The organism is Mucilaginibacter glaciei, from assembly GCF_014773245.1.
In the GTDB taxonomy this organism is placed as follows: domain Bacteria; phylum Bacteroidota; class Bacteroidia; order Sphingobacteriales; family Sphingobacteriaceae; genus Mucilaginibacter; species Mucilaginibacter glaciei.
In genome coordinates this window covers 103139-129247 of the sequence record NZ_JACWMX010000009.1, presented here as the reverse complement: position 1 = coordinate 129247, position 26109 = coordinate 103139, and the positions used below count along the sequence as shown (strand labels likewise).

32 protein-coding genes are annotated in these 26109 nt (G+C 43.5%); 8 read left to right on the top strand and 24 right to left on the bottom strand.

The features are described 5' to 3' along the window. Positions 1-46: 46 nt before the first annotated feature. From IDJ76_RS18820 to IDJ76_RS18755, 14 genes are all read right to left on the bottom strand, one after another. Positions 47-2461, bottom strand: a complete 2415-nt coding sequence (locus IDJ76_RS18820; protein WP_191165518.1) for a TraG family conjugative transposon ATPase — start codon at positions 2459-2461, stop codon at positions 47-49. Further along, positions 2439-2726, bottom strand: a complete 288-nt coding sequence (locus IDJ76_RS18815; RefSeq protein ID WP_191165516.1) for a plasmid transfer protein — start codon at positions 2724-2726, stop codon at positions 2439-2441. The genes IDJ76_RS18820 and IDJ76_RS18815 overlap by 23 nt, the downstream gene beginning before the upstream one ends. 1 nt (position 2727) lies before the next feature. Beyond that, positions 2728-3033 (bottom strand): DUF4134 domain-containing protein, encoded by a 306-nt coding sequence (locus IDJ76_RS18810; RefSeq protein WP_191165514.1) that lies wholly within the window; start codon positions 3031-3033, stop codon positions 2728-2730. A gap of 227 nt (positions 3034-3260) precedes the next feature. Beyond that, positions 3261-3554 carry a DUF4134 family protein gene (locus IDJ76_RS18805; RefSeq protein ID WP_224746411.1) on the bottom strand — a complete coding sequence of 98 codons (294 nt, stop codon included), beginning with the start codon at positions 3552-3554 and terminating at the stop codon, positions 3261-3263. Continuing rightward, positions 3555-3836, bottom strand: a complete 282-nt coding sequence (locus IDJ76_RS18800; RefSeq protein WP_191165510.1) for a hypothetical protein — start codon at positions 3834-3836, stop codon at positions 3555-3557. Then, the gene (locus IDJ76_RS18795) at positions 3833-4165 is read right to left on the bottom strand and encodes a hypothetical protein (protein ID WP_191165508.1); all 333 of its coding nucleotides are present in this window, start codon (positions 4163-4165) and stop codon (positions 3833-3835) included. Before IDJ76_RS18795 ends, IDJ76_RS18800 begins: the two co-directional genes overlap by 4 nt. Further along, positions 4113-4790, bottom strand: a complete 678-nt coding sequence (locus IDJ76_RS18790) for a ParA family protein (RefSeq protein ID WP_191165506.1) — start codon at positions 4788-4790, stop codon at positions 4113-4115. Before IDJ76_RS18790 ends, IDJ76_RS18795 begins: the two co-directional genes overlap by 53 nt. A 17-nt stretch (positions 4791-4807) precedes the next feature. Beyond that, positions 4808-5752 carry a relaxase/mobilization nuclease domain-containing protein gene (locus tag IDJ76_RS18785; protein WP_191165504.1) on the bottom strand — a complete coding sequence of 315 codons (945 nt, stop codon included), beginning with the start codon at positions 5750-5752 and terminating at the stop codon, positions 4808-4810. Positions 5753-5996: 244 nt separating this feature from the next. After that, complete coding sequence (locus IDJ76_RS18780) at positions 5997-6407, bottom strand: plasmid mobilization protein (RefSeq protein ID WP_191165502.1); 411 nt, start codon at positions 6405-6407, stop codon at positions 5997-5999. A 146-nt stretch (positions 6408-6553) separates the two neighbouring features. After that, positions 6554-7480, bottom strand: a complete 927-nt coding sequence (locus IDJ76_RS18775) for a toprim domain-containing protein (protein WP_191165500.1) — start codon at positions 7478-7480, stop codon at positions 6554-6556. A gap of 679 nt (positions 7481-8159) precedes the next feature. After that, a complete protein-coding gene (locus IDJ76_RS18770; RefSeq protein ID WP_191165498.1) occupies positions 8160-9287 on the bottom strand; it encodes a Fic family protein in 1128 nt (375 codons plus the stop codon). A gap of 165 nt (positions 9288-9452) precedes the next feature. After that, a complete protein-coding gene (locus IDJ76_RS18765; protein WP_191165496.1) occupies positions 9453-10289 on the bottom strand; it encodes an RteC domain-containing protein in 837 nt (278 codons plus the stop codon). A gap of 90 nt (positions 10290-10379) precedes the next feature. Then, positions 10380-11744: a cysteine peptidase family C39 domain-containing protein gene (locus IDJ76_RS18760; RefSeq protein WP_191165494.1), complete on the bottom strand. Its 1365-nt coding sequence runs from the start codon at positions 11742-11744 to the stop codon at positions 10380-10382. 26 nt (positions 11745-11770) lie between these two features. Further along, the gene (locus IDJ76_RS18755) at positions 11771-12409 is read right to left on the bottom strand and encodes a hypothetical protein (protein ID WP_191165492.1); all 639 of its coding nucleotides are present in this window, start codon (positions 12407-12409) and stop codon (positions 11771-11773) included. 98 nt (positions 12410-12507) lie between these two features. On the opposite strand from IDJ76_RS18755, the gene IDJ76_RS18750 reads away from it, so the two are divergent. Continuing rightward, a complete protein-coding gene (locus IDJ76_RS18750) occupies positions 12508-13113 on the top strand; it encodes a rhomboid family intramembrane serine protease (RefSeq protein ID WP_191165490.1) in 606 nt (201 codons plus the stop codon). A 29-nt stretch (positions 13114-13142) separates the two neighbouring features. Here IDJ76_RS18750 and IDJ76_RS18745 read toward each other — a convergent pair whose 3' ends face one another. Next, the gene (locus tag IDJ76_RS18745; RefSeq protein WP_191165488.1) at positions 13143-13310 is read right to left on the bottom strand and encodes a hypothetical protein; all 168 of its coding nucleotides are present in this window, start codon (positions 13308-13310) and stop codon (positions 13143-13145) included. A 129-nt stretch (positions 13311-13439) separates the two neighbouring features. Here IDJ76_RS18745 and IDJ76_RS18740 point away from each other — a divergent pair, with 129 nt between their 5' ends. The 4 genes from IDJ76_RS18740 to IDJ76_RS18725 all read left to right on the top strand — a co-directional run bounded on the left by IDJ76_RS18740 (position 13440) and on the right by IDJ76_RS18725 (position 15026). Next, positions 13440-13790, top strand: coding sequence for a helix-turn-helix domain-containing protein (locus IDJ76_RS18740; protein WP_191165485.1), 351 nt, complete (start codon positions 13440-13442; stop codon positions 13788-13790). Between the two features lie 74 nt (positions 13791-13864). After that, positions 13865-14068: an HTH domain-containing protein gene (locus tag IDJ76_RS21265; protein ID WP_191165483.1), complete on the top strand. Its 204-nt coding sequence runs from the start codon at positions 13865-13867 to the stop codon at positions 14066-14068. 39 nt (positions 14069-14107) lie between these two features. Beyond that, a complete protein-coding gene (locus IDJ76_RS18730) occupies positions 14108-14554 on the top strand; it encodes a MauE/DoxX family redox-associated membrane protein (RefSeq protein ID WP_191165481.1) in 447 nt (148 codons plus the stop codon). Between the two features lie 148 nt (positions 14555-14702). Next, positions 14703-15026 (top strand): DUF6520 family protein, encoded by a 324-nt coding sequence (locus IDJ76_RS18725; protein ID WP_191165479.1) that lies wholly within the window; start codon positions 14703-14705, stop codon positions 15024-15026. A gap of 35 nt (positions 15027-15061) precedes the next feature. On the opposite strand, the gene IDJ76_RS18720 is transcribed toward IDJ76_RS18725, so the two are convergent. The 4 genes from IDJ76_RS18720 to IDJ76_RS18705 all read right to left on the bottom strand — a co-directional run bounded on the left by IDJ76_RS18720 (position 15062) and on the right by IDJ76_RS18705 (position 20615). Then, positions 15062-16441: a RagB/SusD family nutrient uptake outer membrane protein gene (locus tag IDJ76_RS18720; RefSeq protein WP_191165477.1), complete on the bottom strand. Its 1380-nt coding sequence runs from the start codon at positions 16439-16441 to the stop codon at positions 15062-15064. 10 nt (positions 16442-16451) lie between these two features. Continuing rightward, positions 16452-19649: a SusC/RagA family TonB-linked outer membrane protein gene (locus IDJ76_RS18715; protein ID WP_191165474.1), complete on the bottom strand. Its 3198-nt coding sequence runs from the start codon at positions 19647-19649 to the stop codon at positions 16452-16454. Next, on the bottom strand, positions 19646-20230 hold the full coding sequence (locus tag IDJ76_RS18710) for a TlpA family protein disulfide reductase (RefSeq protein ID WP_191165472.1): 585 nt from the start codon (positions 20228-20230) through the stop codon (positions 19646-19648). Before IDJ76_RS18710 ends, IDJ76_RS18715 begins: the two co-directional genes overlap by 4 nt. Positions 20231-20333: 103 nt before the next feature. Then, on the bottom strand, positions 20334-20615 hold the full coding sequence (locus tag IDJ76_RS18705; RefSeq protein ID WP_191165470.1) for a hypothetical protein: 282 nt from the start codon (positions 20613-20615) through the stop codon (positions 20334-20336). 308 nt (positions 20616-20923) lie between these two features. Here IDJ76_RS18705 and IDJ76_RS18700 point away from each other — a divergent pair, with 308 nt between their 5' ends. The 3 genes from IDJ76_RS18700 to IDJ76_RS18690 all read left to right on the top strand — a co-directional run bounded on the left by IDJ76_RS18700 (position 20924) and on the right by IDJ76_RS18690 (position 22726). Then, positions 20924-21151: a helix-turn-helix domain-containing protein gene (locus IDJ76_RS18700; RefSeq protein ID WP_191165468.1), complete on the top strand. Its 228-nt coding sequence runs from the start codon at positions 20924-20926 to the stop codon at positions 21149-21151. A 170-nt stretch (positions 21152-21321) separates the two neighbouring features. Then, positions 21322-21546, top strand: coding sequence for a helix-turn-helix domain-containing protein (locus tag IDJ76_RS18695; protein ID WP_191165466.1), 225 nt, complete (start codon positions 21322-21324; stop codon positions 21544-21546). A gap of 598 nt (positions 21547-22144) precedes the next feature. Continuing rightward, entirely contained in the window at positions 22145-22726 is a 582-nt protein-coding gene (locus tag IDJ76_RS18690) for a hypothetical protein (protein WP_191165464.1), read from the top strand. Here IDJ76_RS18690 and IDJ76_RS18685 read toward each other — a convergent pair. Genes IDJ76_RS18685 through IDJ76_RS18665 form a run of 5 tightly spaced genes read right to left on the bottom strand, consistent with a single transcriptional unit; the run spans position 22637 to position 26101 of the window. Continuing rightward, positions 22637-23866: a hypothetical protein gene (locus tag IDJ76_RS18685; RefSeq protein WP_191165462.1), complete on the bottom strand. Its 1230-nt coding sequence runs from the start codon at positions 23864-23866 to the stop codon at positions 22637-22639. The genes IDJ76_RS18690 and IDJ76_RS18685 overlap by 90 nt on opposite strands. 51 nt (positions 23867-23917) lie before the next feature. Then, positions 23918-24271, bottom strand: a complete 354-nt coding sequence (locus tag IDJ76_RS18680) for a DUF6527 family protein (protein WP_224746410.1) — start codon at positions 24269-24271, stop codon at positions 23918-23920. Continuing rightward, positions 24252-24992: a ThiF family adenylyltransferase gene (locus IDJ76_RS18675; RefSeq protein ID WP_191165460.1), complete on the bottom strand. Its 741-nt coding sequence runs from the start codon at positions 24990-24992 to the stop codon at positions 24252-24254. The genes IDJ76_RS18680 and IDJ76_RS18675 overlap by 20 nt, the downstream gene beginning before the upstream one ends. Position 24993: 1 nt before the next feature. Beyond that, complete coding sequence (locus tag IDJ76_RS18670) at positions 24994-25434, bottom strand: DUF6791 domain-containing protein (protein ID WP_191165458.1); 441 nt, start codon at positions 25432-25434, stop codon at positions 24994-24996. Then, the gene (locus IDJ76_RS18665) at positions 25409-26101 is read right to left on the bottom strand and encodes a multiubiquitin domain-containing protein (protein WP_191165456.1); all 693 of its coding nucleotides are present in this window, start codon (positions 26099-26101) and stop codon (positions 25409-25411) included. Before IDJ76_RS18665 ends, IDJ76_RS18670 begins: the two co-directional genes overlap by 26 nt. Positions 26102-26109: the final 8 nt, after the last annotated feature.

The window sequence follows — 26109 nt, the reverse complement described above, 5'->3', positions numbered from 1 at the left end:
CTGGCTACAAGGCAGAACAATAGTATAAATAGTGATTTCATAAGTATTAATGTTGATTGACTTTACTGATAAATTGAGAAAGGGAAAGTTTGCTGCTGATAAAATCGGCAACAAAAGCATCCAGGCCCTCGGGATAAGAGCCATATTTTCCGGTATAGGATTCTATCGCGGACTTTTCGGGCTTTTCAGTGGTGTAGGTAAGATATTGCTGTAACGCCACCTCGACACCATAAACCTCTCCAATAGCGCCACGCCGGATATAAACCTCTTTGAAGCGGCCCCTGCCTTCGGTGTTATCCAGTTGGTTAATGGTAAAAATTTTACGCCGTTCTGTTTCGCTGATTGAAAGCAAGGCGGCAATTTCATTGTAGTTGTCTTTGAACTTGGTCTGATCAAGGAGACAGATGGTATCCGAATTATTGATGATACTGTCTTTTACTACGGCGTTACCGATGATATCGCCAAGTTCTTGTGTAACCACGATGGCCTCGCCCCAGAATTTGCGGACCGTCTTATACAGATAGAGCAGGTAGCCTGCCATGAGCGGGCTGGCAATTGCTTTCCAGGCCTCCTCTACAACCAAAGTTTTGCGACGGTCGGAACGGTACCGCATCTTCTGAATGAAAACATCCATAATGATAAGCGTCACAATCGGAAAGAGAATTTTGTGCTCCTTTATCGAATCGATTTCAAATACAATGAACCGTTCGGTAAACAGAGATTTATCGGCCTCCTTATTCAGGATAGGTGCGAATTCGCCACCTTTATAAAACTTCTTCAGCACATAGCGGAACTCATCGAAATCAAACATGATCTTTTCCTCTCTTTTGATCTCGGGTATTTTAGTCAGCGCGAATTCATAAAAAGTGTCAAATTTCAGCTCGCTTTTGTCCGCGAAGAACCTGCTGTAATAAGCAGAGATGACGTTGGCCACCACGTCCCGTTCAACCGGGCTGAAAGTACCTTCTGCCCCTTTCCAGGCAACACCGATGAGGGTACACAGGAAGTCCTTTTTTTCGATGTTATATTCCTCTTCGCTGATCCGGAAAGGATTCATGGTGATGGGTGACTTGTCGGAATACGTGATATATTTTCCTTTATAATAAGCACATAGCCCTGAATAGGAATGGCCTGTATCGACAATGACCATATCCATATTATAAAGCATATACTGCTCGATCAGCGCATTCATAAAAAAGCTTTTACCGGAACCGCTTGGCCCGAGTACGAACTTGTTGCGGTTATTGATACGTCCGGTACGCATCGGCAGATCGGCGGGGTCCATCCCGATGGGAATACCCTGCCGGTCGGTAAACCGGATCAGGAAATCAGAAGGCTCGTCAACGGGCAGGGATTCTTTAAAAAAGAAACAGGCTGCAGCATCACAGGTGGTTAGGAACCAGTCGTAAGATTTAAGTTCGACCGCGTTGCCCGGCAGGACGCTCCTGAAAAGTTCCAGTTGGTTGTAGGCATTTTTACTTGGGATGATCCCCAATTGAAAAAGAGAGCTTTCAATAAAGTTCGCCGCTTTTTCCAGGCTGTTTTCCGGTGCTGCCACAAGGATATTAAAGTGACAATTGACCAGTAATTGATTTTCCCTGGCCACATCAACCAACAGTTGATCAATGTCTTCCACACAGATCTGGTTTGCCGGGTCGGGAATACCGGAATGCCTTTTTTTCTTCTGCTCCAGTTTGCGCAAGGTCATGGCCTGGTTAGGAATTTCAATGACCTGGTTAAAGATGATCACATCGCATCCGGGAACCCTGAACAGAAAGGAAAGAAAATCTACCGGGAATCCGCGAGTGGTCTCCTTTTCATTCATTTCGATATGTGTGCCCACTTCGGGTGGCAGATCGATGCTGTCTATATTGACCAGGCTGATGCTGCGAACAGATTTACTGCCCGTTTTAATTTCCGTGTCCGAAGGCGACAGGTTGTTCAGGCTGATATACCTGCTTTTAAAATCCATGCTGAGCATTTGCAGCACCAGGTGGTTGATGTTACTTTCATTCAGTACTTTTGGAGCGGGAAGAATGTCAAGTACTTTACTGATGAGCTGCCGGAAATCACGCAATGCTTTAGCATCGTAGACGTAGAACGCCCCCTTTTTTACCTGCCGGGTAATGGTGAGATAGGTATCTGTTTTCAGGCATTCCCTGCCCTCAAAATGCGCATTGTATTTTTGCTGGAGGTATTCACCGGAAGGTTTCCCTTGCCATTTGGAACGACTGATAATGTCCTGCTTCTGCAGGATGTGTCCATCTCCTAATACTTTAACGACGTTGATGAGCAAACTGTGAAATTCATCATACCCGGCGGGATAGGCGGCATAGCGTATGACCGGGTTGATCACCCTGATGATGACGGAACATTCGCCGTTCATACCGATGAGGAGGTCGTAAGCACCGCTTTTGTCCACGCCCGCATACGGCATATTAAATAGTGTTTTTGCGGCCATAATGATTGAGGATAAAGATTTGAGAATCGCGGCTTTTGGTATGCAGGCCGCCTTTTTGTTTGGCTGCGGTAAAGAGCAAGCCACCTACGATACAGCCAATGAGTACAAACGCACCCAGCCACATATTGACCAGCGACATGGTTAACGCGCCGAAAACAAGGCCGGAAAGCAGGAACGCAAGGCCCCAGTAAATAAACTTTCCCTTAAAGCCTTTGAAAATAAGGGGCTTCTGCAGCCCCTTATAAACAGCGAATTTCCTGGCCATATTACAAGCCAAAAAAGGCTTTGATGACCAGTGCAGATACCACGAGGAATACGCAGGAACCGCCCCAGCCCATCAATTCCTTGTTGATGTCCTGATCTCCGCTGTTCCATTTGGAATACACCCGGATCGCGCCTACGATACCGACGATACCACCAATCACCAGGGTGATGTTGGTTACCGGTGCGACATAGGTTTTTAATGTGGAAGTTGCCGTGTTCAGGCCGTTAACGCCGCTTTGTGCAAGTACCGGAACAGAAAGGGCCAGCAGGATCGCTGAAGCCCATAGTTTTTTTGTTTTGTTAAACATTAATTGAGGAAATGAGAATACTGACGGAGATCTTTTAAAGCCGCCTGGAGAAGCGGCCGTGTATAAAAAACAGGCGTTCAGATCACGAACAACGCCTTAAAAAATACGCTCAATAGATAACCTGTCCACATGAAATGCGATAAGGGTTGAGTAAAATTAAACAGGATAATGATAAGAAGAGATCTTTTATAAACCACCGGTAGGCAGTTTGTTGAAATAAAAGGCGTTCAGATCCCGAACAACGCCTTGAGGAATGCACCTGCAAGTACCATAAATATGGCAGCGTAAAACCATGCGGCCACTTCTGTTGTGAATTCCTTTTTCCCCATTTGTAGGTTGTGATAAATTCTTCCGGCACCGATAATCCCAAGAATACCCGCAATGACCAGAGAAAAATCAAAGGCGGAAAAAAAGTCGGAAGAAAGCTGCTGCTGCGCCTGCTGCATTTCAGAAATGCCAGGCTGCGCGGGTGCGCCCAATGTCAGCAGGCAGCAGCAAACAGTTAATAGCTTTTTCATCATTCAGAAACTAACGGGGCGGGTAAACTCGATAGCTTCTTCCCGCGCCAGGTTAAATAACTGTTTAAGGCTCACCCCGCCGGAGGAAATTACGGATGATCCGTAAATTTCAGCCGTAGCTTCCGGCCCGGCCTGCACCGCTTCGATATGTTCAGTGAAGGAGAGTTCATGCGACCTTTCGTCAGCGGGAGACCTGCCGCCCCGAAAGAAATCCCAGAGAATAATTGCAGCATAATACATACTGTAGATGCCGCTCAGCCATAAGGCGAATTTGATCCAGCTCATAATTCTGTGTTTTGTATAAATTGTTTAATAGTCGATTTAAGTTCAGGACAGGTATCAAAAAGATGCTGAACTGCAAAAGATACGAGGCGGGTTACGTCAACATTCGTTGCCATTTTAAACTGGTTCATGGTGCGCACCGTTTTTTCATCGAAGCGGACATGAACCATGCTTTTATTACCCGTATTGTCGTAGTTAAGAATGGCCGCTAAAATCGCCGATTCGATCTCTTTGTGTTTTGCCTTTTTTCCAGGTCTTTCCTTATCGGATTTTTCTTTTTTACCGGTTGGTTTCACCAGTTGCTCCCGAATCTGATCGGCTAGTGATTTCATGTTTTCCATATAGATGATCAGCATAGATTTGTTCAAAAACGGGTATAATTACAGGGGATAAATTAAGCGGTGTAAGGAACGTATTCACCCGTTGAAAATCTACCCTGTCGGGTAGCACTGCGGTGATCTTTCCGAACTTGGAAAGCTGTTCATTAACCTCCAGCATAATTTCATAGCGGGCATTTGCCTTAACCCGGTTCGGCACAAACACCATCGCCATTTTCGGGTTGATCTTGCGCAGGACGACCGTAAATAATACGGTAGATTCAAAGCTGAACTCATCATAGGCAAACGGGCATATAACAAGATCGGCGGAATTGAATACGGGTATCAGGCCATCGTCATCCAGTTTTCCGGGCAGGTCTATGAGTACGATATCCCTGTCATTCCTGCCCAACAGGTTCCGCAGGGCTGGGTAACTTTCCAGGTTGGCCGGGATCACTTCATAGGGCTCTTGATTCTCCAGTATTTTAGCCTTATCAAATTTCTGTACGATGGATTGCTGATAATCCATATCAATTACGGTCACCGGGCAGTTTTTTGCCTGGGTGAGGTAATTAGCCAGCAACAATGTGAGCGTGCTTTTCCCTGCACCGCCTTTCTGGTTTCCTATAATGATGATCATAAAATTGATTTGTTTGCTTAACGCGTATTTGTCCGTGCCTTCCTTTGCCGCCTGCGCCTCATGCCATGGATCTGCTGGTCATCGACATCATCCGCTATCGAGATGGACCTGATCTGAACGGACGGGGTATATTCATCGGCTGTAGTTTCAGCAGTAAATTCCACCGGGTTTGTTTCAAAAGATCCAGCTAATTCCTTTAATGCCATCACCTCGCTGCCTTTGAATACCTGTTTTTCGTGGTGGTCAATGATCGAATAGCCATAGGGCAGCTTACCCGCTGCCTGATGAACAATCAGTTCGATGCCGTATTTTTCTTTCAGGAGTTCCAGAAAACCGCTTTGGGTTTTATGTTGCCTGAATAACTGCGCTAACGCCGCAATTCGCTTTTTGTCCGGAACATAACGGCTGATCTTTTCCTGTATTTTTGCTTCATCAGGATCAGTACCGAAATAGCCTTTGCTTTCCAGCACCATCATGAACTGCGCCCTGGTGCTGAAGCGGTATTCCATCGCAAAATCGTAGCCGAGCACTTTATTGATACTTTTCTGTGCCCTCAGGTACTCATAAGCGCTGTTGATTTTATTGCCTGCCCGGTCTACTCTTGCAGATACCATGTGTACGTGGTTATTGGCGGTATCCTTATGGAATACGACGAGGTAAGGTTGATTCCCATAGCCCATTTCTTTCAGCCAGGCTTCAGCGATGGCGGTTAAGGTGATCTTATCATACGATTTTCCTTTTGCAGATATGACCGCATGAAACTGCGGCAGTTTTACATTTTTATTGAGCGCGGCGAGCGTGCCGAGATAATTGATATAGTCCTGGGGCTTGAGATGACCGAACGTTTGCAGTGGCCCGAAATTGGCAACCTTCATGAGTTCCCCTTTATTACGGTCAATCTTGCCGGTGTTATACTTAACCCCGCTGAATGCTTTCTGGGCTTTAAATATTTTGACGAGCATAATATCTTTGTATCACTGTATTTTTTACACTGCGTAGCACTATAATTATGGAGCAAACTAACAGCATAGCGATATACCAGCAGATCATCATACCGTTATAACAGTGTATCCTGATAGCGTTATAACCAGCTATCCGTGTATCTGCACAGCGATATATCCTGATCACAGTATAGCTATACAACTTTATATCGATGCAGTCATATAACTATATAACCGGGTATCCGCAGACCTTTATAGCCTTATATCATTTAGCCATCATTCGTATGATCTTGCGAAGTGACATTTCTAAAACACCCTGCATCCCAACATAGCTTTCCAGTAGATTGTTGAATTTCTCCGCAATAGCGGGCGGCAGGTTGCCGGTTAATTTAATCAAATTGGCATGCCGGGCGAGCTGGTTGATATTGTTACCGGCCCGTCCCATCTCAGCACCGATGCTGTCCAAATGTTTAATGAGTTCTTTTGAGTTGACCACGATCATATCCGCGTTATGCAATACACGCGTTCTGATAATTTGCGATCTGTTAATCCCAAGCTCCTGTTCCAGCGCAAGGATCTGTTTGTATTCATCGTCCGTAAAACGGCTGACTATTTTTATACTGCGGTTACCCGATGCTAAACGTGGCCTCCCGCCTTTATTTTTAAGGTTATCCATCAGAAAAAATGAGTTGCGAATTTTTGACAATCCCCGAAGGGCAAGATCTTTTTGTAAGACAAAAAGACATCTTGCCCTTACAAAATCAAAGCGGTTTTTGCATAGTAAACCGCTTTGAGGAAAGTATTTTAATATTGAAAAACCAATTAATAGGAGAAACCCTTTGGCTTTCTTTCAAAGGGATCATTTTGGGGTGGCCTGTTAATATGAGCTACCAGTTTATCATTATAATCATTGTACCCTTTGTAAATAGCCGACCTGTCCGTGGCATAGGGAAGTGCTGTAAGGAAGTCTTTAGTTGCCTGGTGACCAGCCGGGTCATGATCGAAATAAATATCGATGGAGGAAAATTGTTTAGCCCTGATAATACCTTCATTCAATAAGGTAAGCGTATTGAGAACAATTAAACTTTCGCCTGTGTTTTCGTTCTCCTTCAGCCAACTGAGGCAATCCAGGAAGCCTTCAAAAACAGCGGCACGTTTCAAGTCACCCGGTATAAAGGTGATCGCTTTATTACCAAGGCAGCCCTTGAAATATTTATTCCGGACCTCCCAGCTACTGGTTTCATTTTTCCACCCGGCTGCAAAGAACGGTTTGCGGAGGCCCTTAGCATCTTCAACAACATAATAGATCTCGCTCAGGTGTATTTTGGCGACGTCGAATACACCCCGGTTCTTCAGATAATTGGTAATAGCGGGATGTGTACCGAGATCTTTGATTTCTTCTATTACGTAATTCCTGACCTTAACAGGTCGTCGTGGCCGCGGAGACCTATGCCCCGCGTAGATGTCAGCGGCATCTTGTATCTTTCCGACCACTTCATTAAAAGTCAAGCCGGGCCAATAGGCCAAACCAAAGTCGATGATGTTGCCACCTTTGCCGGTGCCGTGATCAAACCAGACACCCAACTGGTCATTGACACTCATAGAGGGTTTAGTATCTGAATCCCGGAGCATACTTATATAAAAGTGTTCTTTGCCCGATTTTTTAAGCGGCTGATATCCGAGCCGTGCGAGCAGGTCTACGATGGAAGCCTGCTCTTTCAGTTCCCTGGCGTTTAAAAGTGTAGACATAACGGTGATGATTAATTTTAATAAAATACTGTTGGATTTCGCCGGGCTGAGTAAAATGCAGGCTCGGGCAAATGAACCGGCAGCGGGTAACGAACCCGTATAATTCACTTCTGCCGGTTATATGATTTCGGGACTACTCACGTCGGCATCTACATGCCGGGCTCTCGCCTGCCTATGCGTTTTCACTATATTGATATGATCTCAGCTTCGCAATATTTTCCGTTGTTGCGGAATAATGCTTTGTCCCCGTATGTCAAAGAGCAACGAACGGCCCGAAGGCAATCCTTTTTTAGGCGACAGAAACCTGAAGTTTCACGTACCCGGTTTTTAGTTTGTTTAATGAGGCTTTCCCAGAGCTGGCGGAGAATATTGTTACCGCATTTGTGGGGGTGTTTGATAAGCTGATTACTAATTGATAAGCTGATTGTGAAGGCGATAAAAAGCGTCCTGAACAATGCTTGTTTAAAAGAATCAAAGCTTATTGCAGCTTCATTGAGATCAAAGGTGAAGCTATCGGGGAAGGAGAATTGACAAGCTTTTCGGTACTACCGAAAAATAAATTCGCAGAAATATTTTAAAAATGATGGTGCTTAGAAAATAAATCGAACACAATACAGCCGTGTACAGCTACTTTAAATAGCCGTTAAATTTGATCCGAAAGGATGAAGCCTTTGCTGGTTTACTCGGATAAGATCCGATAGAGTTCGAGGTTCAGGTAATAATGTCCGCCTTCAATTGTCCGGCGTTCCAGGATACCCATATCGCTTAATTTGTTCAAATAATTCCTTGCCGTTTTCTCAGCGTAAAGCCCGGCATCTTCGAGGTGCTTGACTTTGGTAAAAGGCTGGGTAAAAATCAGCTGAATCAGCTGTTCTGGCCTTCGAATATTTTTATGCTTAACCACCTCGTCGAGTATGGCTTCTTTTACGGCTAAGATTTGATTTATTTTCGAATAGGTGATATTAGAAGTACTTTCAACGGCTTTGAGCATATACAAGATCCAGCTTTGCCAGTCGCCACGTTGTGATACCCCGGAAAGCAGGCTATAGTAGTCATCCTTATGATCGATGATATAACGGCTTAAAAACAAGATCGGAAAATCCAAAAGGCCGGATTTGGTTAAGTAATGTATATTAAATATCCTTCCTGTCCTGCCGTTCCCATCCCGGAAAGGGTGGATGGCTTCAAACTGGAAATGGCCGATAGCCATTTTAATCAGCGGGTCGATTTGAAAATCAACTTCGTTATTGATAAAGTCAATCAGGTTCTGTAATTTCTTTTCCGGTACTTGATTTCCTCTTGGCGGTGTATAAACAACTTGCCCCGCATTCACGCCGCTACCGCCTTGCAATATAACCGTTTGCAAAAAAGCCGGCCTGATACCGTCGCTTGCCTGGTTAATTTCCTGGTACATATCGGTGAAGTACTTCTGGTCAAATCCCGGCGCTGATTGTAAATAATCATAGCCGGCCCATAAGGCCTCCCTGTATCTTAGTACTTCTTTTGAGGCACCCTGCGCTAACTGATATTTCTGGTCACTGAACGCTTTATAAAGTTCATCATCCGTGGTAAAGATGTTTTCAATAGCACTGGAGGCTTTAGCTTCCTGTAAGCTGATGGTATTGATGAGCAAACCCTGGTTAGGTATAGCTATACTTCTTCCCTGCAACCTCGCCAGTGCTGCCCGCGCGGTAACCAGTTGTTCCAGCACCGCCGTATTTTTATAAAGTTCCTCAGCTATGGGTAATTCAGGAATATCATTCCAGGGTTTTGTCCTATCCGGGTTTATTTTATAAGTTGGCGGCATATTCAAAGATAGTTTTTAAACGGTAAAAAATCAAATAATTACCGTTTACTTAGATTTGGACGGTAAAATGAGACTACGAAAAACCCGTAAACGGTAAGTTTTCTAATAAATACCGTTTACGGTGTTTTATACGGTAAATCGCGAATGAAACAAAACGGTTTAGCATCAGGAGTTGCCCCTATCGATTTTCTGGCGAATAGTATCCCGCATCTGATCAATGTATTTGGTAGGGCTAAGTCGTTTCCGTCTTTCAATTTCAATAAACCTGCGCTGCACAACACCAATATTTACGTGCAGGTTCACTTCCAGCCATTTAACGATCTGGTTGAGGCTCGCATTGCCGTTATTGAGCTGCCCCGTCAGCCAAACCCCATAGGCCAGTTCAACAATGTTTATAGAATCACCTGTCCATTTCATATTTTCTTTAACTCCTTTTTGCTCAGTGCCGCTATTGGAATCGTCTGTAGATGAAATTTGTTGAAGGCTAAACTGCTGAACGGATTCATAGCCTTTAAATTTTGCAAATAACAGGCTCATCGGGGTGCTGAACTTCGGATCTACGTCGTTGATATCATCTGTCGGCAATGCGAGCGGCCCGGCGTTTCTTACGAAATAGACCGCATCCATGTGGGTAAGATTGTTTTTAAAGTACTGGTAATGAAAGGAATTCATCCTGAAGAAACTCTGAATGCTTTTAATTTCCGCTTCATAGTATTTTATAACCGTTTCGCGTGTACCGACAGGTTCATTGAGCTTCAAATTATACCGGTATATCAGTTCTATTTTCAAAGACAACAATTCCGGCTTGTATGATTTGAAAAAGGCTATTTCATCGGGTTCATCTTCAAAGCCGTTTTTAACGACGTCAATCCTGATCGATGAAAGTGCATCTTCGATCAGCGTGGCAGCTTGCTTGATTGCTTCAGCCGAACTGGCCACATCAGGGTCAGAAAGCAGCGTTTCTTCCAATTCCGTTTTGATTTTCTTAAATTCAGTTTTCATGGGTAGTAGTTAGATGTTATTATAATTAAAAATTTGACAATAAGAATCCACCCCGGCTACGTAAGCCGGGTGATCAGTGACTTTTACTACTTAAAGATTTAAGGCTCTTGCTGCCTGAACACCTTCATAGACGACGGGAAAAGCACTGTTGACCCGCTGAAGGAAAATGGTGATCAGATAGCTCAATACCGTAACAGCGATGAGAAAGGCAGCAGATTCAACGCCCATCGCCATCTCAAAGCCGAGCATCAGAATAACAGTAATGGCCCCGGAAGCTTCGTTCCTGAAAAGCGAGGTGCTGAATGTTGCGGCCATTTTTCCGGCCTTTTGAATATAATGCTGATAACAGGATTTGAAATTGTCTTCAACGATGGGCGTTTCGTGCGTAGCGGATAAGGCATTCCTTTTCAGAAGGATCTTTTCTGACTGATGATAAAGGTCATTCAGGTACATCTCTGAAAAAAAATGATCCGGCACCTTGATGACAACGCATGATACGGTTACAGCAATATAGCAAAGATTGATCAGGGCAGCATATAAATCAAGAGCTAAAAGTGAACCAAGGAGTGTAATTAAAACCAGGCCATCTGAAAAAATGACCGAGATCAGGGCATTTATAGATAATTGAAATTTCGCGATATCAATAAGTTTTTTTCTTAAAGCTGTTTCATGCTGTAAATTATCCGGTACAGCGGTCGCGATGTTGTCTGCAATCCTGGTTGCCAGCCATATATTCACTATCTTATTGATGTAGATCATAAGCCTCTGCTTCAGATAGGTAAAAAGATTTTTGCATATCATGATGATCAAAAGCAATACTAAAACAGCGATTCGTAACTTCAGGCTCCTGATTGTTGCCTGGACGGTTAACAGTTGCTGCAAGAACGCAGAAAGCATAATTCCGAAAAGGAAACTCATCAGGTTGATGAACGGAACACTATACCAAAGCGGTTTCGGAATTAAGCGCCAATCAAGCGCATTTTTCCAGTAGCGGAGGTCGCTGCCCCGTTTTTTTAAAGTCATGTTTTCAATATATAATCCTGATGAGGAAACCCAGGCAAGGCGCAAATCAGATTCGCTCATTATTTTAATTCCGTAGGAAGGGTCGCCTACTACATAGAAAAACTCTTCTGCCATTTTTTTCACGGCAAATAATGTCAGAAAGTGAAATCTCCCGTCTTCATTGACGGTATGCATAATGAACGGACCTTTTAGGTCTCTCAGCGTATCCAAATCCATTTCAACACATCGGGCATCCCAACCGAAACCTTCAACAGTGTTTTTCAGGTCAAGCAGCGACAGCTCGGATTTATAGCTGTCCATCCGTTGGGCCAGTTCATCTGCCTGTTTATTTCGTCCGGAATATCGCAGTAACATGCAGATACAGGCCATACCGCAATTATTCGCATTTGTCTGCCGGACAAAAGTGCTTTGATAAAAACCCAGGTTCTTCATTTTTTTGCCTTTAAATGATTAGTTATTCAGGAGGTAGCGGGAAAATAAATTATTGTCAAAAACGTAAATAAGGAGACCCAGATCAGCAAAGCGGGCAGGTAGGATTTAACGACTACTTTCAGGCTTTCATCATAGCTCAGGCCGGCGATCCGGCGAATTCCGGCTGCGAGCAGAAACCAATAGAGCACTTCAAACAGGTTTAGGGTTTGTAAACTATAATGCCAATCCGCCGGTACAGAACCCACCAGCTGCATTGCCGACAACGGGTAATAAAGATGCCAGGCTTGCAGTGTAAAGTCTGATCCGGCGAGGTAAAAATGGAAGAATTTGAAAACGGCAGGTATCAGAAAAATATATTCCGCGAGAATAACTGTACCAAGCACATTTTTAAACGAAACCGAAACCTCGGAAAGGTAAAGTGCCGTATAAAGGATAAGTGTAACAATCAAGATTCTGGACAGCAGGTATGTAACTGCTGAGAGGTAGATCCATTTCTGAATCATGTCATACACTCTTAATTCCTGCTCCGGTATCCCGGACAAATATTGGCCGTTACGGGTAAAAAAAACACTTGTTAAAATATACTTGTCGGTCAGGAAAACAAGAACGCAGGACAACAGGCCGAGAACAGCAAGATTAAGCAGGTAGTTTTTCCAAATTTTCATGTCGATAGATTTTTTGGTAAATTTCTGTCGGCTCGGGGCTACTACCTATTAGGATGGGTTGTAAATTATTAGTTAAAGTAATTGCAAAATATATTGCTATGACAGCTTCCAACAGATTTAATCCGCAGGAAACACCTGTTTGCCTGTCACTATTGGGGATAATTATTATCGGTAGTTTGCTTGCACTCAAAAAGCAACGGCTGTTTTTATCCGGGATTATGCACCCGGTTTCTATCAAAAAAGAGAAAGAATATTACAGGCTTTTCACTTCAGATGCCGTTCATAATGATCTGATGCACCTGTTAATTAATGCTTTTGCCTTGTTTGCCGTGGGGTCGCAACTGGAAGAATATCTCAGGACTGTGAAAATTTTTGGAAGTGTCTGGTTCCTGGTCATTTACCTAACCAGCTGCCTTTTCGGGAATGTGTTGACCTTCTTAAAGTACCGGAATGATTTTAATTTCTCAAGTGCAGGTGCTTCGGGCAGTATTTTAGGATGTATGATGGCTTTTATGATACTGCAGCCCTATCACATTGCTTTTTACGTGCCTGTAGCGGGCGGGATTGTTAATCTGTACACCGCATTAATCTACATCCTGTTTTTAATAGGCTACCAGCTAAGGTCAAAAAATCCGCTGGTGAATAACGAAGTGCATTTTTATGGCGCGCTTGGTGGAATTATCTCTGCATTGCTTATAAAATAGAAAGATGCCGGGCTGGCCCGGCATCTTTGTTACCACCAGCCAAGGCAGGATGGCCCGGTTGCTGCTGCTACGGCACCAACTGCCGCACCTACACCGCCAAACAATCCGCCAACGGATGCAGATACCGCGATGTTATAGGCGCACTGGCTGGCCCCGGCTTTCAGATCTGATGCAGCTTCATCTGATAAATCTTTCATGTTAAGATAATTATAGTTTCTTCACAGTATTATGAATTACACGAAAGTGTTTCTAAAGGTGTTGGGAAGCCAAAGTCTTAACTTGTATTTTATTACCTTAGCTTATAGGAAAGTTCAACGAATCTGCATATGAATTCAATTGGAGAAAAGATCAGGATACAGCGGTTAACAAAGAATTACAGTCAGCAGTATATGTCCTTTATGCTGGATATATCACAGGCCGCTTACTCCAACCTGGAACGTGACGAAACGGAACTGACGATCAGGAGAATTTACGAGATCGCGGAAATCCTTGAAATATCACCGTTTATCTTGTTGCCAAAACCAAGATTCGGGACCTACATCAATTATCATAATTTTATGATTACGATCAGGAAGATCAGGCAATTATGGACATCAAAGATTAGAAACAAAAAAGCGAACCTTCCTGAGCATATTAATGTGTATAACAGTGACATTGAAAAGCTGCCGAACGAATAATTTATCAGTTTAACTAATAGTTTCCCGGTAATAAAACAAGCAATTTCATTCTGTCAAACTCAGTAGAATGAATAATGGATTATCGGACATATGAGCAGCGGCTGCAATATATTTTAGAGCAGATCGAAAAAAAAAGGCTCCGGTCGCTTGAAGTTACAGCCGAACGTTTCAATTGTAGTGTCCGTACTGTAAAACGGATGATCGCACATCTTCGCGAACAAGGCCATCCTATCTGTTACGACCGTCTTCAAAAAAAATATTTCATAAAAAAACCATAGTGACATTCTCTGTCATTATGCCGGATATACCTTTATTCTATGCTTCAGAATAAAGAAATCGCTTTAAGAAAAACCATAGAAATTATTATCGTTATCATCGCGATCCTTTGGTTATATGCCGCAGTAAGTAAGCTGATTGATTTTTCTCATTTCAAAGATGCTATGAAGAAGCAGCCTTTCGGGGAAGGTCTTCAAACCATATTAATATATGGTTTGCCACCGGTAGAAATTTTAACAGGTATGTTACTGCTAACAGAAAAAGGAAAATTAACGGGGCTTTATATATCCGCAATTCTTTTTACCGCATTCACCATTTATATACTACTGATCATCTTAAAGTTTTTCGGGCACGTTCCCTGCTCTTGCGGGGGATTGATCGAACAGATGGGTTGGACTTTCCATTTTTGGTTCAATGTTTTTTGCTTAACCCTAACCGGTGTCTCAATCATAACCACTATTAAAAGAAAGGAGTATGGCAACATATAAAAAATAATGATGAAAAGCGCTTTTGTGAGGGAGATTATAAAGGCGGAGAGGGGGTGCTGAAAACCTGGAAAAAGAGTAAGCAAAAGTTTGTTAAAAGATAAATTAAAGTTTTTCGATTGCTTTTTGATCTAACAAAGCAATATACAAGATGAAAAAAATAATCATCCCCGTTATCGCCATTATTATGGCCATTGGTTCGAGCGCTTTTACCGCAAAGAAAACTACCAGTACTTTTTTCCGCTACCAGGGAGCGACCCGTACACAAACTGATATCCAAAATATCAGCAACTATGTTGCTCAATCTGGCACCCCCTGTAGCGATGTGGTTAATGTTTGCGGCGTGACATTGAGCACGGCCAAGAACATTGGTTCAAACCCGGCCACTTCAGAGTTTAATGCTGAAAAGGCTAACCTTTGGTTATCGCAACAGAACCATTCACCTGCTGATGGGGCGATAGGTATGGAACCATAAAATAATGAAGGGGGCGATTGGCCCCCTTCATTATTTTATGGATTTTGCTGTAACCCGCTAATGTTTACAGCATCCTGATCTATCTGAAAAACATACCTGAGCCCGTTAGGCTCCAGGGTATAGGTTCCTCCTGTCAAATTTCTCACTAATATTTTTGCATAATCCGGTTCCATGTTCAGTCTTCTCAGATCTGTCCATCGAAGGGACCTGAAAGGTAAATCTTTCCTTCTTTCTTTTAAAATGATCCCGAGCAATTGTTTCTGATCGCTTATGGCATAAGGCACAAAAGTTCCGGATTTCCACCTTGTAACGAGCAATGAATTTAAAGCAGTTAGTGCCGTCCGGCTGTCGCCGTTTCTGACAGCTGTTTCGGCCTTGATCAGATATAGCTCGTTGGTTGCTATTCCTGTAAAGAGACTTGCGCCCGCCACTCCGGTGTAATTGCCCTTAAATGCTACAGTTCCGTTCGGATTTACTTTAAACAAGACATTTCTTCGCAGGTCATTGGTACTATAAGAGGCGTACAACAAAGTATCTACGCGGGCCTTCGACTGGGAAAGTGCTTGCGGCCCAGCGGCTTTTGAATCATAAATTACCTCGTCGTTAAACTGTTTGAAAGGTATCGCCGCCGAGACCGTTAGTGTGTTATAATCTATCAGCTTATTGTAATTGCTAAGTGCTGAGTCCGCGTACAATCCTGCATTTGTAAAGTCACTCATTGCCAGGTACACCCGCGCAAGCATCCCATATGCGGCGGCCTTGCTTGACCTGTATTTAACATCAGATATTGCCGGTAACAGCGGAATTGACTGTTTCAAGTCATTTAAAACAGAGCCGTAAGTATCTGCTACAGTTGAGCGCACGGGCTTTATGGCAATATCAGAAGTAAGTCTCAGTGCGATGCCCAGATCCGACCCGGCTGTTGATTGGTTATAAACTTTCGCATAAAGCTGCGATAAAGCATAATGGTAAGAAGCTCTAACAAACAACGCGTTCCCTTGAACGGAATTTTTTCGGATCACGTTCCCGCCGGAAACTTTTGGCAACTCATCCAGGATAATATTACAATATTCGATTGCCTGGTATGGAGATTTATAGTCACCCACAAAATTGGGTAATTTCTGCCAGCTATAGTAAAAACGCTGCGGATCAATGAGGCTGTTAAAGTCTGCTGTCACCAGATAATAATCGTCGGAAGCTACCTCTGATGCGGATGGGTAGCGGCCATTGATCGTGCTGTACGCGTTTAATATCCCTTCGAGGTCTTCGATAGTCGAGGGTGTGGCAATTGACTGATCCGGTTTTGCATCCAGGTATTTTTTACAGGAATTGAAACAGACCAGTGATATCAGGCATATGATAATCAGTTGAAGCCGATTGCCTTTATATGGTTTATTGAAAAGATGTATTTTCATCGTTTAAGTTTTAAAGGGTTGCTTTTATTCCGGCTGAATAAGAAACGGGCGGTCTGAAATTGTAAAGGATATCAGGGTCGATGCCTGCTTTGTTTGCTTTCCAAACGATTACATTCAGTTGGTTGGCAAATAAATAGAATTGCAGCGATTTTATGCCGAGTAAGCGTTTGTTCGGCGTAAAATCATAACTCAGATAAATTTCTTCGAGTTTGATATTATCTGCTTTCTCTACATTTACAGATGCGAAGTGGTAAAACTGATCCCTAAGCTCATTGCCTGGAAATATAAAAGAAGGCACATTCGTACTCCTCTCATCACCGGGTTTTTGCCAGCGTCTGTCGTAGTCTGAAAATCCAGCACCGTAACTGATCAGGCTTGAGTAATTAGTAGTCGGTTTTCTGAGATAGTAATTGAAGCGATAGGACAGATTGAAGGCCAGTGAAAACTTCTGCCAGTCCAGGGTGTTTCTCAACGTACCGAAAGCGGTCGGCAGTGCAGATCCGCTTTTAACCTGCTGATCAATTGGGTTTTGTGAAATAGCAGCATAGTCTTTACTAACTACACCATTAACGTAACCCTGAGGATCTCCTGTTTGAGGATCAAGGCCAGCCCATTTATAACTTACGATCAGGTATGGGTTTTCATTTACTACCGGGAAGATGGTATTTCCATCACTTACCAACCCTTCGGTAGTCGGTGGGTTTAGATTTTTGGTGGTTTTGAATTTAACAGAGCTGAAAAGTAAGGAAGTCCGCCATTTAAAAGGTCCGTCCAGGTTAACAGAATTCAGTACCACATCGACACCCCTTGAAAATATACTGGCGGAGTTTTGATTCGCACTGGCAAACCCCACGGTAGCATCAAGAAGAACACTGTTGATCAAGTCTGTTGAGTTTTTAGTGTAATACTCGACCGAGCCGTTAATACGGTTGTTAAATAAACTGAAGTCAAGACCTGTATTAAAAGTTTTAACCTGTTCCCATCTCAGATGGGGGTTGGGAGGTGCCGAAACACTAACAAAAGGCAGCCTGATCGGTGAGGTGCCACCTGTCAGGTATTGAATCCTCGTTAAGGCAGATTCATTTGGTGACAGATTTCCGCTAACGCCATAGGTAAATCGCAGGCTCAGTTGAGGCAGCCAAGATATATTGTAAAACTTCTCCCGGTCGATTTTCCATAACGCACCCGCGGACCAGAGCGGAACCCCTTTTTGATTGGTTTGTACGCCAAAAAGATTCGATTCATCCCTTCTTGCCGATCCCGATAGGGAGTATTTATTCTTAAATGTGTAAGTAGCGTTTGCAAATACAGAAACAAACCGGTTTAGATAAGCGGTATATTTTGTACCGTTATTGATATAGCTGTCACCAAAAATAGCATCGTAAGTAGGGTACTGATTAGCGTAATCAACACCAACGGTGGTTAGCGTATTCGGATCATACCCATATATTATTTGTGTGGAAGAGTTGCTTTTAGTCTCGCGTACTTCAGAACCCGCGATAGCTGACAGTTGGTGATCACTGCCCCAGATATGATCATATGTTAATTGCCCCCGGAGTGCCTGCTGCTTGTTGACCAGATCAAATGTACTGAGTATGCCGTTTTTTGGTACTACGTAAGTCGTGCTGTTATCGTTTAATTGCGTAAAAGTGTTGACATAGTCCCTGATGGAATAGCTGTTGATGTTTTGGAAATTGTTGTTTGATGACCACGATTGCTGATACTGGTATTTAACGTCCGCTTTAAGGCCGCTAAAAATCTTATACGATGAACCGACGTTCAGTAATATGTCAGTCATTGCAGATCTGTTGTCATTGTTAGCCAGTTCCTGTAATGGCCTGTATTTCCAATCCAGCAATCTGCCATTGCCTGCAGTATCTGTAAACGCCTTGCTGTAATACAAATCTACAGCAGCAGGCGAACCATCGTTATTGACCAGCCTGGCATAAGGTGAAATCGTGCTGTTATTATACCTGTAAGATCCATAAGCGCCGGGGCTGTTATTGGTAGAATTTGTCCGTGTAATAATAACGTCCGTATTCAGTAGCCATCTCTTTGTGAGATCAATCTGGTTATTAGAACGGAGGGTAAGTCGGTTATTGTCGTTGCCACGCAGGTTGCTGTTATCTTTATCATAACCTGCTGATACCAGGTAACGGATATTTGATCCGGAACCGCTCAGGTTCAGATAATACTGCTGGTTAACAGAATTACGATAGAGGTATTTCTGAAAATCATTCCTCACGTCCTGTGTGCGAAGCTGGTTGATCTGTCGCTCTGCCTGCACATCAGATATCTCCCCGTTTTTCGCCTGGTTAAGCAGCATGGCAACCTGGGACACTGCCGGAAATGAGGCATCGGAAAACAGGTTATCGTAATACCCCTGTCCGAAAAGGGTTTTTTCCAGATCGATATAACTATTTACGGGTATTTGATTTGCTGAAAAGAGATTCGGCTTCTTTTTTAATGTCAGGTTACTATTGAAAGAAACCTGGAGCGGCTGATTTGCCCTCGCCTTTTTTGTATTGATCACAATTACGCCGTTTCCGGCCCTTGCACCCCAGATGGATGACGCTGCCGCATCTTTTAATACCGTAATACTTTCAATATCATTGGGGTTAATGTTATTAATATCGCCTGCATACGGAAAGTTATCCAGTACAATCAGTGGCGAAGCAGCTTCAATGTTGAGCGTACTTAAGCCGCGGATCTGAATAGTTTGCTGGTTCGGATCGCGGCGGTCTATCAGCAAACCGCTCGTTAATCCGTCAAGCCGACTGATAATATCAGTACCTACCCGTTGATTGAGCAGATGGTTATCCAATTTATAAAAAGAACCCGTTGCCCGTTCTTTAGGGATATCCTGGTAGCCCGTACTAACCACAACCTCTTTCAGTTCATTGATAAGCGGCTCCATGGTTATATGCAGCAGGGAGGCTAATTTAGCATCAATGATCTTCGTCAGTGGCTTGTAGCCTACGTGGGTAAACGTAATCGTATCCACACCGAAGATAGTCAGCTGGAACCTTCCGTTAGTATCGGTAAGTGCGTGGTAGCTTACATTCTTAGGTTTAATAACTACGCCGGCGATGGGCTCATTGTTGGCGGACTTTACATCGCCGTAAATTTTAACTACGTCCTGGCTGAACGCGTTTGTCAATATTGTTAAAGAAAGGGTAAGGCATGAAAAAATAAACCTGCGTATCATAAGTTAGCCTTTCCCGGACTTAGTATCCTGTCTGCGCTCCGTTTAAGTGTTAATTTCTTACCGGCAAGAACCTGCTCGATATTTTCGCTGGTTAATTCCTTTTTGTCGGGTATCGCTACAATTGTTCCGTCGGGTCCGATCCAGACTAAAAATGGGACGCCGTGAAAGCTGAAGTTTTCAGAAATGGACTTATCGCGAAATACTACCGGTAATTTGAAAGGACGATCCGACCAGGTATTCATCCGGTCGATTACTATTTTCATACTGCGTTCAGTTTCATGGTCGCTTTCGGGGTTTACCAGCAGCACCTGAATTTTTCCCTTAAACTGTCGCTGAAGAGAATCCAGTTTAGGGAAACCGGCAATACATCCGGCACAGAAGGAGTTCCAAAAGTCCAAGATGATCAGCTGGCCTTTAAAATCAGATATTCTTGCAGTTTTAAACTTGCTGTTAATAATATTAGTGATCTGCACATCAGGCATTTTGTCGCCTACTTCCAGGTGTTTTGTTGTTAATTTTGTCTGGGCGTTCGCCTGAAAAAAAAGGCAAAGCAATCCCATTAAGCATATTTTTAGCTTCATTTTAGTTGTTGTTAAGTAATCAGAAATGCGTTAGTTAGTAGAATTGAATGTAAAGCTTTATTCGCCCGGCGAAATGAGCAGGGCCCAGGATTGGACAGGATAGCTATTCATGACCTTCTCCTTCCTGCTTGTTTTCTAAAGCCCCGTTCGCCTGGTGTAATATGTAAGCCGCGGCCACCAGGTCCATTAACTGATCGAAGAACAGGGCGACTTCTTCATCGGAGAGATCCGCTTTAATATTACAGTCTCTGGTTACCCAGCATTGAAAGAACTTCCAGAAAAGTACCTGCGTATCTTCAGTAGAATGCACCTTGAAAAAAGCAGTAAGTACCTCCTCTAAAGGTAAGCCAGACTTGAATTTGTTGTTGATACTTGCCGCTTCCATTGATTGAATAATTTGGTGAGCCGGCCAGCCACAAAAAAACATAGGCGTGGACTCAACTTACCGTCTTAGAGGCCCTGAGAAGTGCCGCCACGATAAGAGAGCCCACACCTATGGCGTGGGCAATCACTTACCGTCTCGCGGCTTTAAAATTTCTCAGGTTTCTAAGACGAGACAAAAAGCGATTGCTTCAAATTTCTTTGATTGAAGTATCGCAAAACAAATATAATCTTTTTTGTTAATTGTAGACTTAAAAGTCCACAATTAATTATAAAATTATTTGTCTTTTCCAATTCACTAAGTTTGACAGATTGAAGGGCAAGTATTACGAATTACAAGAAAATTTTGGTAGGCATTTAAAATTACTAAGAGAAGAACGCTCGCTATCTTTACGCGATCTATCATCTTTATGTGAGTTAGACAGCAGTAAAATTTCTAAAATCGAAAACGGGAAAACTAATTTGCAACTATCAAGTATTTTTGAACTTGCCAAAGGTTTAGGAATTGATCCTAAAGAACTTCTTGATTTTAAGATTTAATTAGTTTGAAATGAATGGCCAACGCAGTTACCAGCCATAAAAAAACTAACGCGACTCCATAAAAAATCTGTTTCCTATTCATTTTACCGTTATAGAGACACTAATGTAGGGATATATACCCACACTTTTAAGTGCTAAAAAGCCAATTTTCGTTGTCAGGACAACTCCGAATGGCAAGCGAAGAGCAAAAAAGATTTCTTTTAAGATTTGGTACCCACCTGCTTGAGCTGCGCAAACAAAAAAACTTATCCTACCGAAAACTTGCTCAGAACTGCGATATCGATCATGCAGATATAAGGAAATATGAAAAGGGCGAAATTAATATGACCATTTTAACGATGTTGGAATTTGCGAAAGGGTTAGAAATTACTTTGAAGGAGTTAATGGATTTTTAAAGAGCATCGTGTATTCCTCTCAATAGATTCAGTTAGACCTGGCAACCTAAATAAGTTCCCATTTAATTTACGGTCAATAGTTTACAACCAGGCTTGGGTATTACTTTATAACTAGCATATAAACTGCTTTTAAATCTATTTTGAAACTATCGACTATTGACTTTAATCGTTTAACAGATTTGCCATATACAGTCTTGATAATAAATAGTTATCTATCGTCCGCTATAAAAATAAGACTGAAGTTAACATTATAGATTTTGCACTGAGATAACCTCCATATGATATGCGATATTCGTTAGTTTAAGTACCCCACCTCCATAATAACGGCCTTCCATCTGCGCTACCAAAAGTGGCAATGAATTATAGAAGCTAATTACCAATTTTTTCTTATCGACAATATTTTTTGAGCAAAATGCGATAAAATGAATCAGTCGCTACCACGTTGGCAGAATTATAGTTCGCCATTTTGACGGCTTGATGTACCGCAGCTTTGCCGCAAAATTCCGTTGCTTAAATTTGCATTTACGGCAGCGTCCGCGGACAGAGATGTCCAACCCGGTGTCCTACCGGTGTTATCAAGTTACCGATTACCTACAATTTGACCATACCCAAGATCAAGCGTTCCGCTAAAGATCTGATCAAGGAAGAAGCGGCGGCGATTTCGGCCGTTAAAAAGCTCAACTTAACTAGGCTAATTGAGGAAATATTGCAAGAAGAAAAAGACCCCTGCGAGGTGTTGGGCCACACCAATAAGCACGTCACCTTTATCAACCAGATCAGCATCATCCTGCAGATCACAGCAGACCAGAAAAAACATCTCTTTACCGGCGACGCCAGCATCGAATCCTTCAAAGCCATACCCGACTACCAGCAAGTCCTCGCCAACCTCTACTGGCTTAAAGTACCCCACCACGGCAGCCGCAACACAGCACGCCCGATATGTTCGCCATCAAGAAACCCGCTTACGCCGACATCTCCGGCGGCGCGCAATACCTCGATCCCGAAGTCCCGGGCTGCCTCAAAACCAAAGGTACAAAAGTTCGATCCACCCCGAAAACCGGCGATGACCTGTTGTTCCCTTACGAATAAATTAGCGGTGAAAGAAGCAGTTTCTCCTGAAGGTGCGTCTTTCGCAGGGTTTTCCTTCAATGCCGGGGCTGGTACAGGGCGCGCCGCATAAGTGGGCTTCTCCTTTTAAATAGCGATCATAAAGACCTAAGCGTTCCTTCACCACGTCTTCTGAAAAAACCTGTTCAAGTTGCTGATCATGCCCGTTTTGCGATTTGATGATCAAAATACCGTCCGTATCTAAACACTTGTAAACGCCATCTGACTGCGTGAAGGTTTTTGGTGAGTGATAAGCAAGCAAAAGATCTTTATTGGCGTTGTTGATCGCCTCTATCACCGTAGATTCCACACCAAGGAAAAACTTGATCCGGCCAACCCTTTCGGTGATTTGCCTGAAAATATCATCCGTATCACTATTGGACTCCACAAAACTGACGTTTTCCCGGATGAGCCGGTAATCAAAACATTCCCCATAGTAGGTGCGGTTTTGGAAATAGTACTTGGCAAAGAATTTATTTTGCTGGATGCGAACGCTATTGTTTCTGCCGCGTTTTAACGGCCTTATAAATTTGTTATAATATTTGGAGTCCAGAATAAAGCTTAAATACATCGCGTAGTAAAGCAAAGCGATCTCGTAAACATCTACTTCAGGAGCGGGTACGTCGGTTGGCGGATCGTCCACAATGACACACTTAGACACACTGCCGGCGGTATCTTTGACCAGCATCATAATGGTGCCGAACCTCAGGTGTATAGCACGGCCCTGGGCAGCCTTCTTAGCGATGATGTCATTCTTCATCGCCGAATAATAATCACTGATGGTCCCTTTCGTTTCTATTTCGTATTCCTTGGCATCCTTAACAACGGCATAATCTAAATATTTGCCCTCTACCGGTACGCCGATCTTCTTAAACTGATTGGGGTTGATTGACAACAGCAATGTGGAATATTTGAGACCGACACCAATACCGATCATCTCTGAGATCAGTTGCTTAGTACGGTCATCGGTACACAGATTAACAATAGAATCGGCGGTAAACTCAATATAGTCGCTGTAAAGACCTTCTAAACTCGGCACTTTACTTTGCAAGTAGTCAAAATCCGATTCTTTAACATGCGACGGCACTTCCAGCATCCAAACCGCGTATTTGAACAACTCACCCTTATCCAGTTTTATTGCGAACGATCTTTTGTTGAACGGGACACGTTCAGCGGTGGTATCTAACAGGACCTGGATAGTGGTTTCATTCATAGCGCCTTAGGTTTAGCTGATGAATTTAAAAAATTATTCTCACATACGTGATCAAAACAAAGATTTTAGATAGCTGCCGATCTTTTTTAAATACGCTTTCTTCTTTGGCTTTAGTTCTTGTATTTCATCATCGCTCCATTTCCTGGCCCACCTGATCTCGTTCTTAACGATCCAGTAATGGGATTGGCAATCAAAGTTCCAGTTACCGATCGACGGCGAAAGGGTCACCCCTTTGCCATCGTACTTCAGATTCCAGTGCCTCGGACTGATTGGGGTTATGATAACCGTACCGCAGCCGCAGGCACAGCGGTGCCTGGCAGCTTTATATTTCATAGAAATATAAAGTACACCTTCGGCCAGTTGTTCCGGGATGAACTCCACAAACTCAAGCGTCAAAGTCTTCATTTAATAGCCTCCCCGTATTGATAAAAAATAATTGATTATGTTCCTTTTTAAGGTCCTGGTAAAAGCCCACATGTTTTTTCCAGCTCAGCACCGCTAAACTCGCGTTCAGGCAATTCAGGTCGGCAATCTGAATATTGGTGGCATATTCATCGGCTTTCAGCTCATCCCTGCCGATCCGGTTAATCAAGTGATCGCTTTTCTGAGCAGTGCCGCGGGTTACCCGAAGTGTTCCCACTAAATTATCGTTCAACGCATTTACGCCTAAGCCGACATCGATAAAAGAAATACCCATCTTCAGCAGGCCGGTAGTCAGGAAGTGGCGGACCTCATTTTTATCTACGCTGATAAATACAAAGTCAAAGCCGTCCAGCTCAGCCAGGTTATCGGTAGTTAAATAATAGGCATGCGGCTTGATCCCGCCATGCATCTCGCTATAGGTCTCGTGATAATAATCAACTTTGAATAAGTTCGGCGCGCTTTCAAATTTAGCGGCCGGCGTGGCACCAGGTGCCCGGAACGCATTGTGCAGTTGGAAGATATCACCGTCAAAGAGGTGGATCTCGGCCACCGGCGTTTTGGAAACCAGGTCGAGTGTGTATGAACCTGTCCCGCCCAAGCCGATAATAGCGATTTTCATGCCCTCAAACTTTTCGTTGAAGACCTCGATCTTTGCCCGGGCCGAATTGGTATCGGGGTATTTAAATACATTATTTTTCATCATTTTATTGCTTTAATGGTTTCCAGGTTACGGCAGGATCTATCGCCTGGGCCTGCACCCCGATGATTTTCGCATAGGTCGAAACCTTTTCATAAAAATCAGGGTAATTGCCGCTGGCGGGCTTGCTTGAAAAATAATGATCCGCCACCAGCATATTCGTTAACTGTTGCTTATTGCTGTTATTCACGAGACCGGTCAAGCCTACACCCAAGCTATCGCAAGGTGTTTCACCACAAAAATAACTGGTATGGTCCTGTGGCTGTCCGGTTCTCGTCGGTGTGGCCAGCGTAAGCACACAAATTAAGGTGCCGTATTGAACCTTTTTTTGCGCATCAACATAAGGCAGACGGCGCGTAATCAAATACGCGCCATCCACCGAAATGTCGAAACCTTCGGCCTCAAGTCTGGCCAGGTCCGGACTAAGACTGATTAGTTGCTGTTGCATGGAAAATCATTTTGTCTTTAGTAAACACTTCCTTATCCTTGATCATAGAGCCTTCCGGATTTTGTTTAGGACCATCCTCGTAAGCTACGGTGTAGATCATGGCCGGGCTATCGATATACTCACCGTAAGCCAGGACGATCACCTCCTTGAATGAGATCTTAGGCTTATCCCAGGATTTCGGCACGCCGCTGATGATCAATGTGATCGTCTTTTCCACCGGCTTACTGTAAAAATGCTCGATCCCCGGACGCGCCAGGTCTACCTTTTCGTGGTCACTGATCAACTCATCCTCCCAGGGTTTTTCGATTGAAAGCCATAGTTGGTCAGTAGCTTCAATAGCCGCCAGGTCCTTGATCTCCGCGCCAGTAATGTACTGTTCGTACCATTTATACTGCTTCCCGTGGATCGTTAACATCAGGAAACGTTTAAAATAGAACTGCTCGATACCCGGCCGGGCCAGATCGACCTTATCCGCATCACCAATCAATTCATCTTCCCAGGGCTTTTTAATAGCCAGGAAAGTATCGCTTTCGGCAGGCGCATTTCCAAGTTTGCGCACCTGGTTACCCAGGATATACTGCTCTTTCCAATCAAAAGGCTTACCCTCGATGATCAGTTTTAAAATGTTTGCAGTTGAAAGGTCTGCCCCTTGTTTTTGATTTTCCATCAGTAAAA

What these genes read in the sequence shown, in the direction of transcription:
- IDJ76_RS18820 (WP_191165518.1), bottom strand. Translation starts at nt 2,461, where the DNA reads ATGGCCGCAAAAACACTATTTAATATGCCGTATGCGGGCGTGGACAAA.
- IDJ76_RS18815 (WP_191165516.1), bottom strand. Translation starts at nt 2,726, where the DNA reads ATGGCCAGGAAATTCGCTGTTTATAAGGGGCTGCAGAAGCCCCTTATT.
- IDJ76_RS18810 (WP_191165514.1), bottom strand. Translation starts at nt 3,033, where the DNA reads ATGTTTAACAAAACAAAAAAACTATGGGCTTCAGCGATCCTGCTGGCC.
- IDJ76_RS18805 (WP_224746411.1), bottom strand. Translation starts at nt 3,554, where the DNA reads ATGATGAAAAAGCTATTAACTGTTTGCTGCTGCCTGCTGACATTGGGC.
- IDJ76_RS18800 (WP_191165510.1), bottom strand. Translation starts at nt 3,836, where the DNA reads ATGAGCTGGATCAAATTCGCCTTATGGCTGAGCGGCATCTACAGTATG.
- IDJ76_RS18795 (WP_191165508.1), bottom strand. Translation starts at nt 4,165, where the DNA reads ATGAAATCACTAGCCGATCAGATTCGGGAGCAACTGGTGAAACCAACC.
- IDJ76_RS18790 (WP_191165506.1), bottom strand. Translation starts at nt 4,790, where the DNA reads ATGATCATCATTATAGGAAACCAGAAAGGCGGTGCAGGGAAAAGCACG.
- IDJ76_RS18785 (WP_191165504.1), bottom strand. Translation starts at nt 5,752, where the DNA reads ATGCTCGTCAAAATATTTAAAGCCCAGAAAGCATTCAGCGGGGTTAAG.
- IDJ76_RS18780 (WP_191165502.1), bottom strand. Translation starts at nt 6,407, where the DNA reads ATGGATAACCTTAAAAATAAAGGCGGGAGGCCACGTTTAGCATCGGGT.
- IDJ76_RS18775 (WP_191165500.1), bottom strand. Translation starts at nt 7,480, where the DNA reads ATGTCTACACTTTTAAACGCCAGGGAACTGAAAGAGCAGGCTTCCATC.
- IDJ76_RS18770 (WP_191165498.1), bottom strand. Translation starts at nt 9,287, where the DNA reads ATGCCGCCAACTTATAAAATAAACCCGGATAGGACAAAACCCTGGAAT.
- IDJ76_RS18765 (WP_191165496.1), bottom strand. Translation starts at nt 10,289, where the DNA reads ATGAAAACTGAATTTAAGAAAATCAAAACGGAATTGGAAGAAACGCTG.
- IDJ76_RS18760 (WP_191165494.1), bottom strand. Translation starts at nt 11,744, where the DNA reads ATGAAGAACCTGGGTTTTTATCAAAGCACTTTTGTCCGGCAGACAAAT.
- IDJ76_RS18755 (WP_191165492.1), bottom strand. Translation starts at nt 12,409, where the DNA reads ATGAAAATTTGGAAAAACTACCTGCTTAATCTTGCTGTTCTCGGCCTG.
- IDJ76_RS18750 (WP_191165490.1), top strand. Translation starts at nt 12,508, where the DNA reads ATGACAGCTTCCAACAGATTTAATCCGCAGGAAACACCTGTTTGCCTG.
- IDJ76_RS18745 (WP_191165488.1), bottom strand. Translation starts at nt 13,310, where the DNA reads ATGAAAGATTTATCAGATGAAGCTGCATCAGATCTGAAAGCCGGGGCC.
- IDJ76_RS18740 (WP_191165485.1), top strand. Translation starts at nt 13,440, where the DNA reads ATGAATTCAATTGGAGAAAAGATCAGGATACAGCGGTTAACAAAGAAT.
- IDJ76_RS21265 (WP_191165483.1), top strand. Translation starts at nt 13,865, where the DNA reads ATGGATTATCGGACATATGAGCAGCGGCTGCAATATATTTTAGAGCAG.
- IDJ76_RS18730 (WP_191165481.1), top strand. Translation starts at nt 14,108, where the DNA reads ATGCTTCAGAATAAAGAAATCGCTTTAAGAAAAACCATAGAAATTATT.
- IDJ76_RS18725 (WP_191165479.1), top strand. Translation starts at nt 14,703, where the DNA reads ATGAAAAAAATAATCATCCCCGTTATCGCCATTATTATGGCCATTGGT.
- IDJ76_RS18720 (WP_191165477.1), bottom strand. Translation starts at nt 16,441, where the DNA reads ATGAAAATACATCTTTTCAATAAACCATATAAAGGCAATCGGCTTCAA.
- IDJ76_RS18715 (WP_191165474.1), bottom strand. Translation starts at nt 19,649, where the DNA reads ATGATACGCAGGTTTATTTTTTCATGCCTTACCCTTTCTTTAACAATA.
- IDJ76_RS18710 (WP_191165472.1), bottom strand. Translation starts at nt 20,230, where the DNA reads ATGAAGCTAAAAATATGCTTAATGGGATTGCTTTGCCTTTTTTTTCAG.
- IDJ76_RS18705 (WP_191165470.1), bottom strand. Translation starts at nt 20,615, where the DNA reads ATGGAAGCGGCAAGTATCAACAACAAATTCAAGTCTGGCTTACCTTTA.
- IDJ76_RS18695 (WP_191165466.1), top strand. Translation starts at nt 21,322, where the DNA reads ATGGCAAGCGAAGAGCAAAAAAGATTTCTTTTAAGATTTGGTACCCAC.
- IDJ76_RS18685 (WP_191165462.1), bottom strand. Translation starts at nt 23,866, where the DNA reads ATGAATGAAACCACTATCCAGGTCCTGTTAGATACCACCGCTGAACGT.
- IDJ76_RS18680 (WP_224746410.1), bottom strand. Translation starts at nt 24,271, where the DNA reads ATGAAGACTTTGACGCTTGAGTTTGTGGAGTTCATCCCGGAACAACTG.
- IDJ76_RS18675 (WP_191165460.1), bottom strand. Translation starts at nt 24,992, where the DNA reads ATGATGAAAAATAATGTATTTAAATACCCCGATACCAATTCGGCCCGG.
- IDJ76_RS18670 (WP_191165458.1), bottom strand. Translation starts at nt 25,434, where the DNA reads ATGCAACAGCAACTAATCAGTCTTAGTCCGGACCTGGCCAGACTTGAG.
- IDJ76_RS18665 (WP_191165456.1), bottom strand. Translation starts at nt 26,101, where the DNA reads ATGGAAAATCAAAAACAAGGGGCAGACCTTTCAACTGCAAACATTTTA.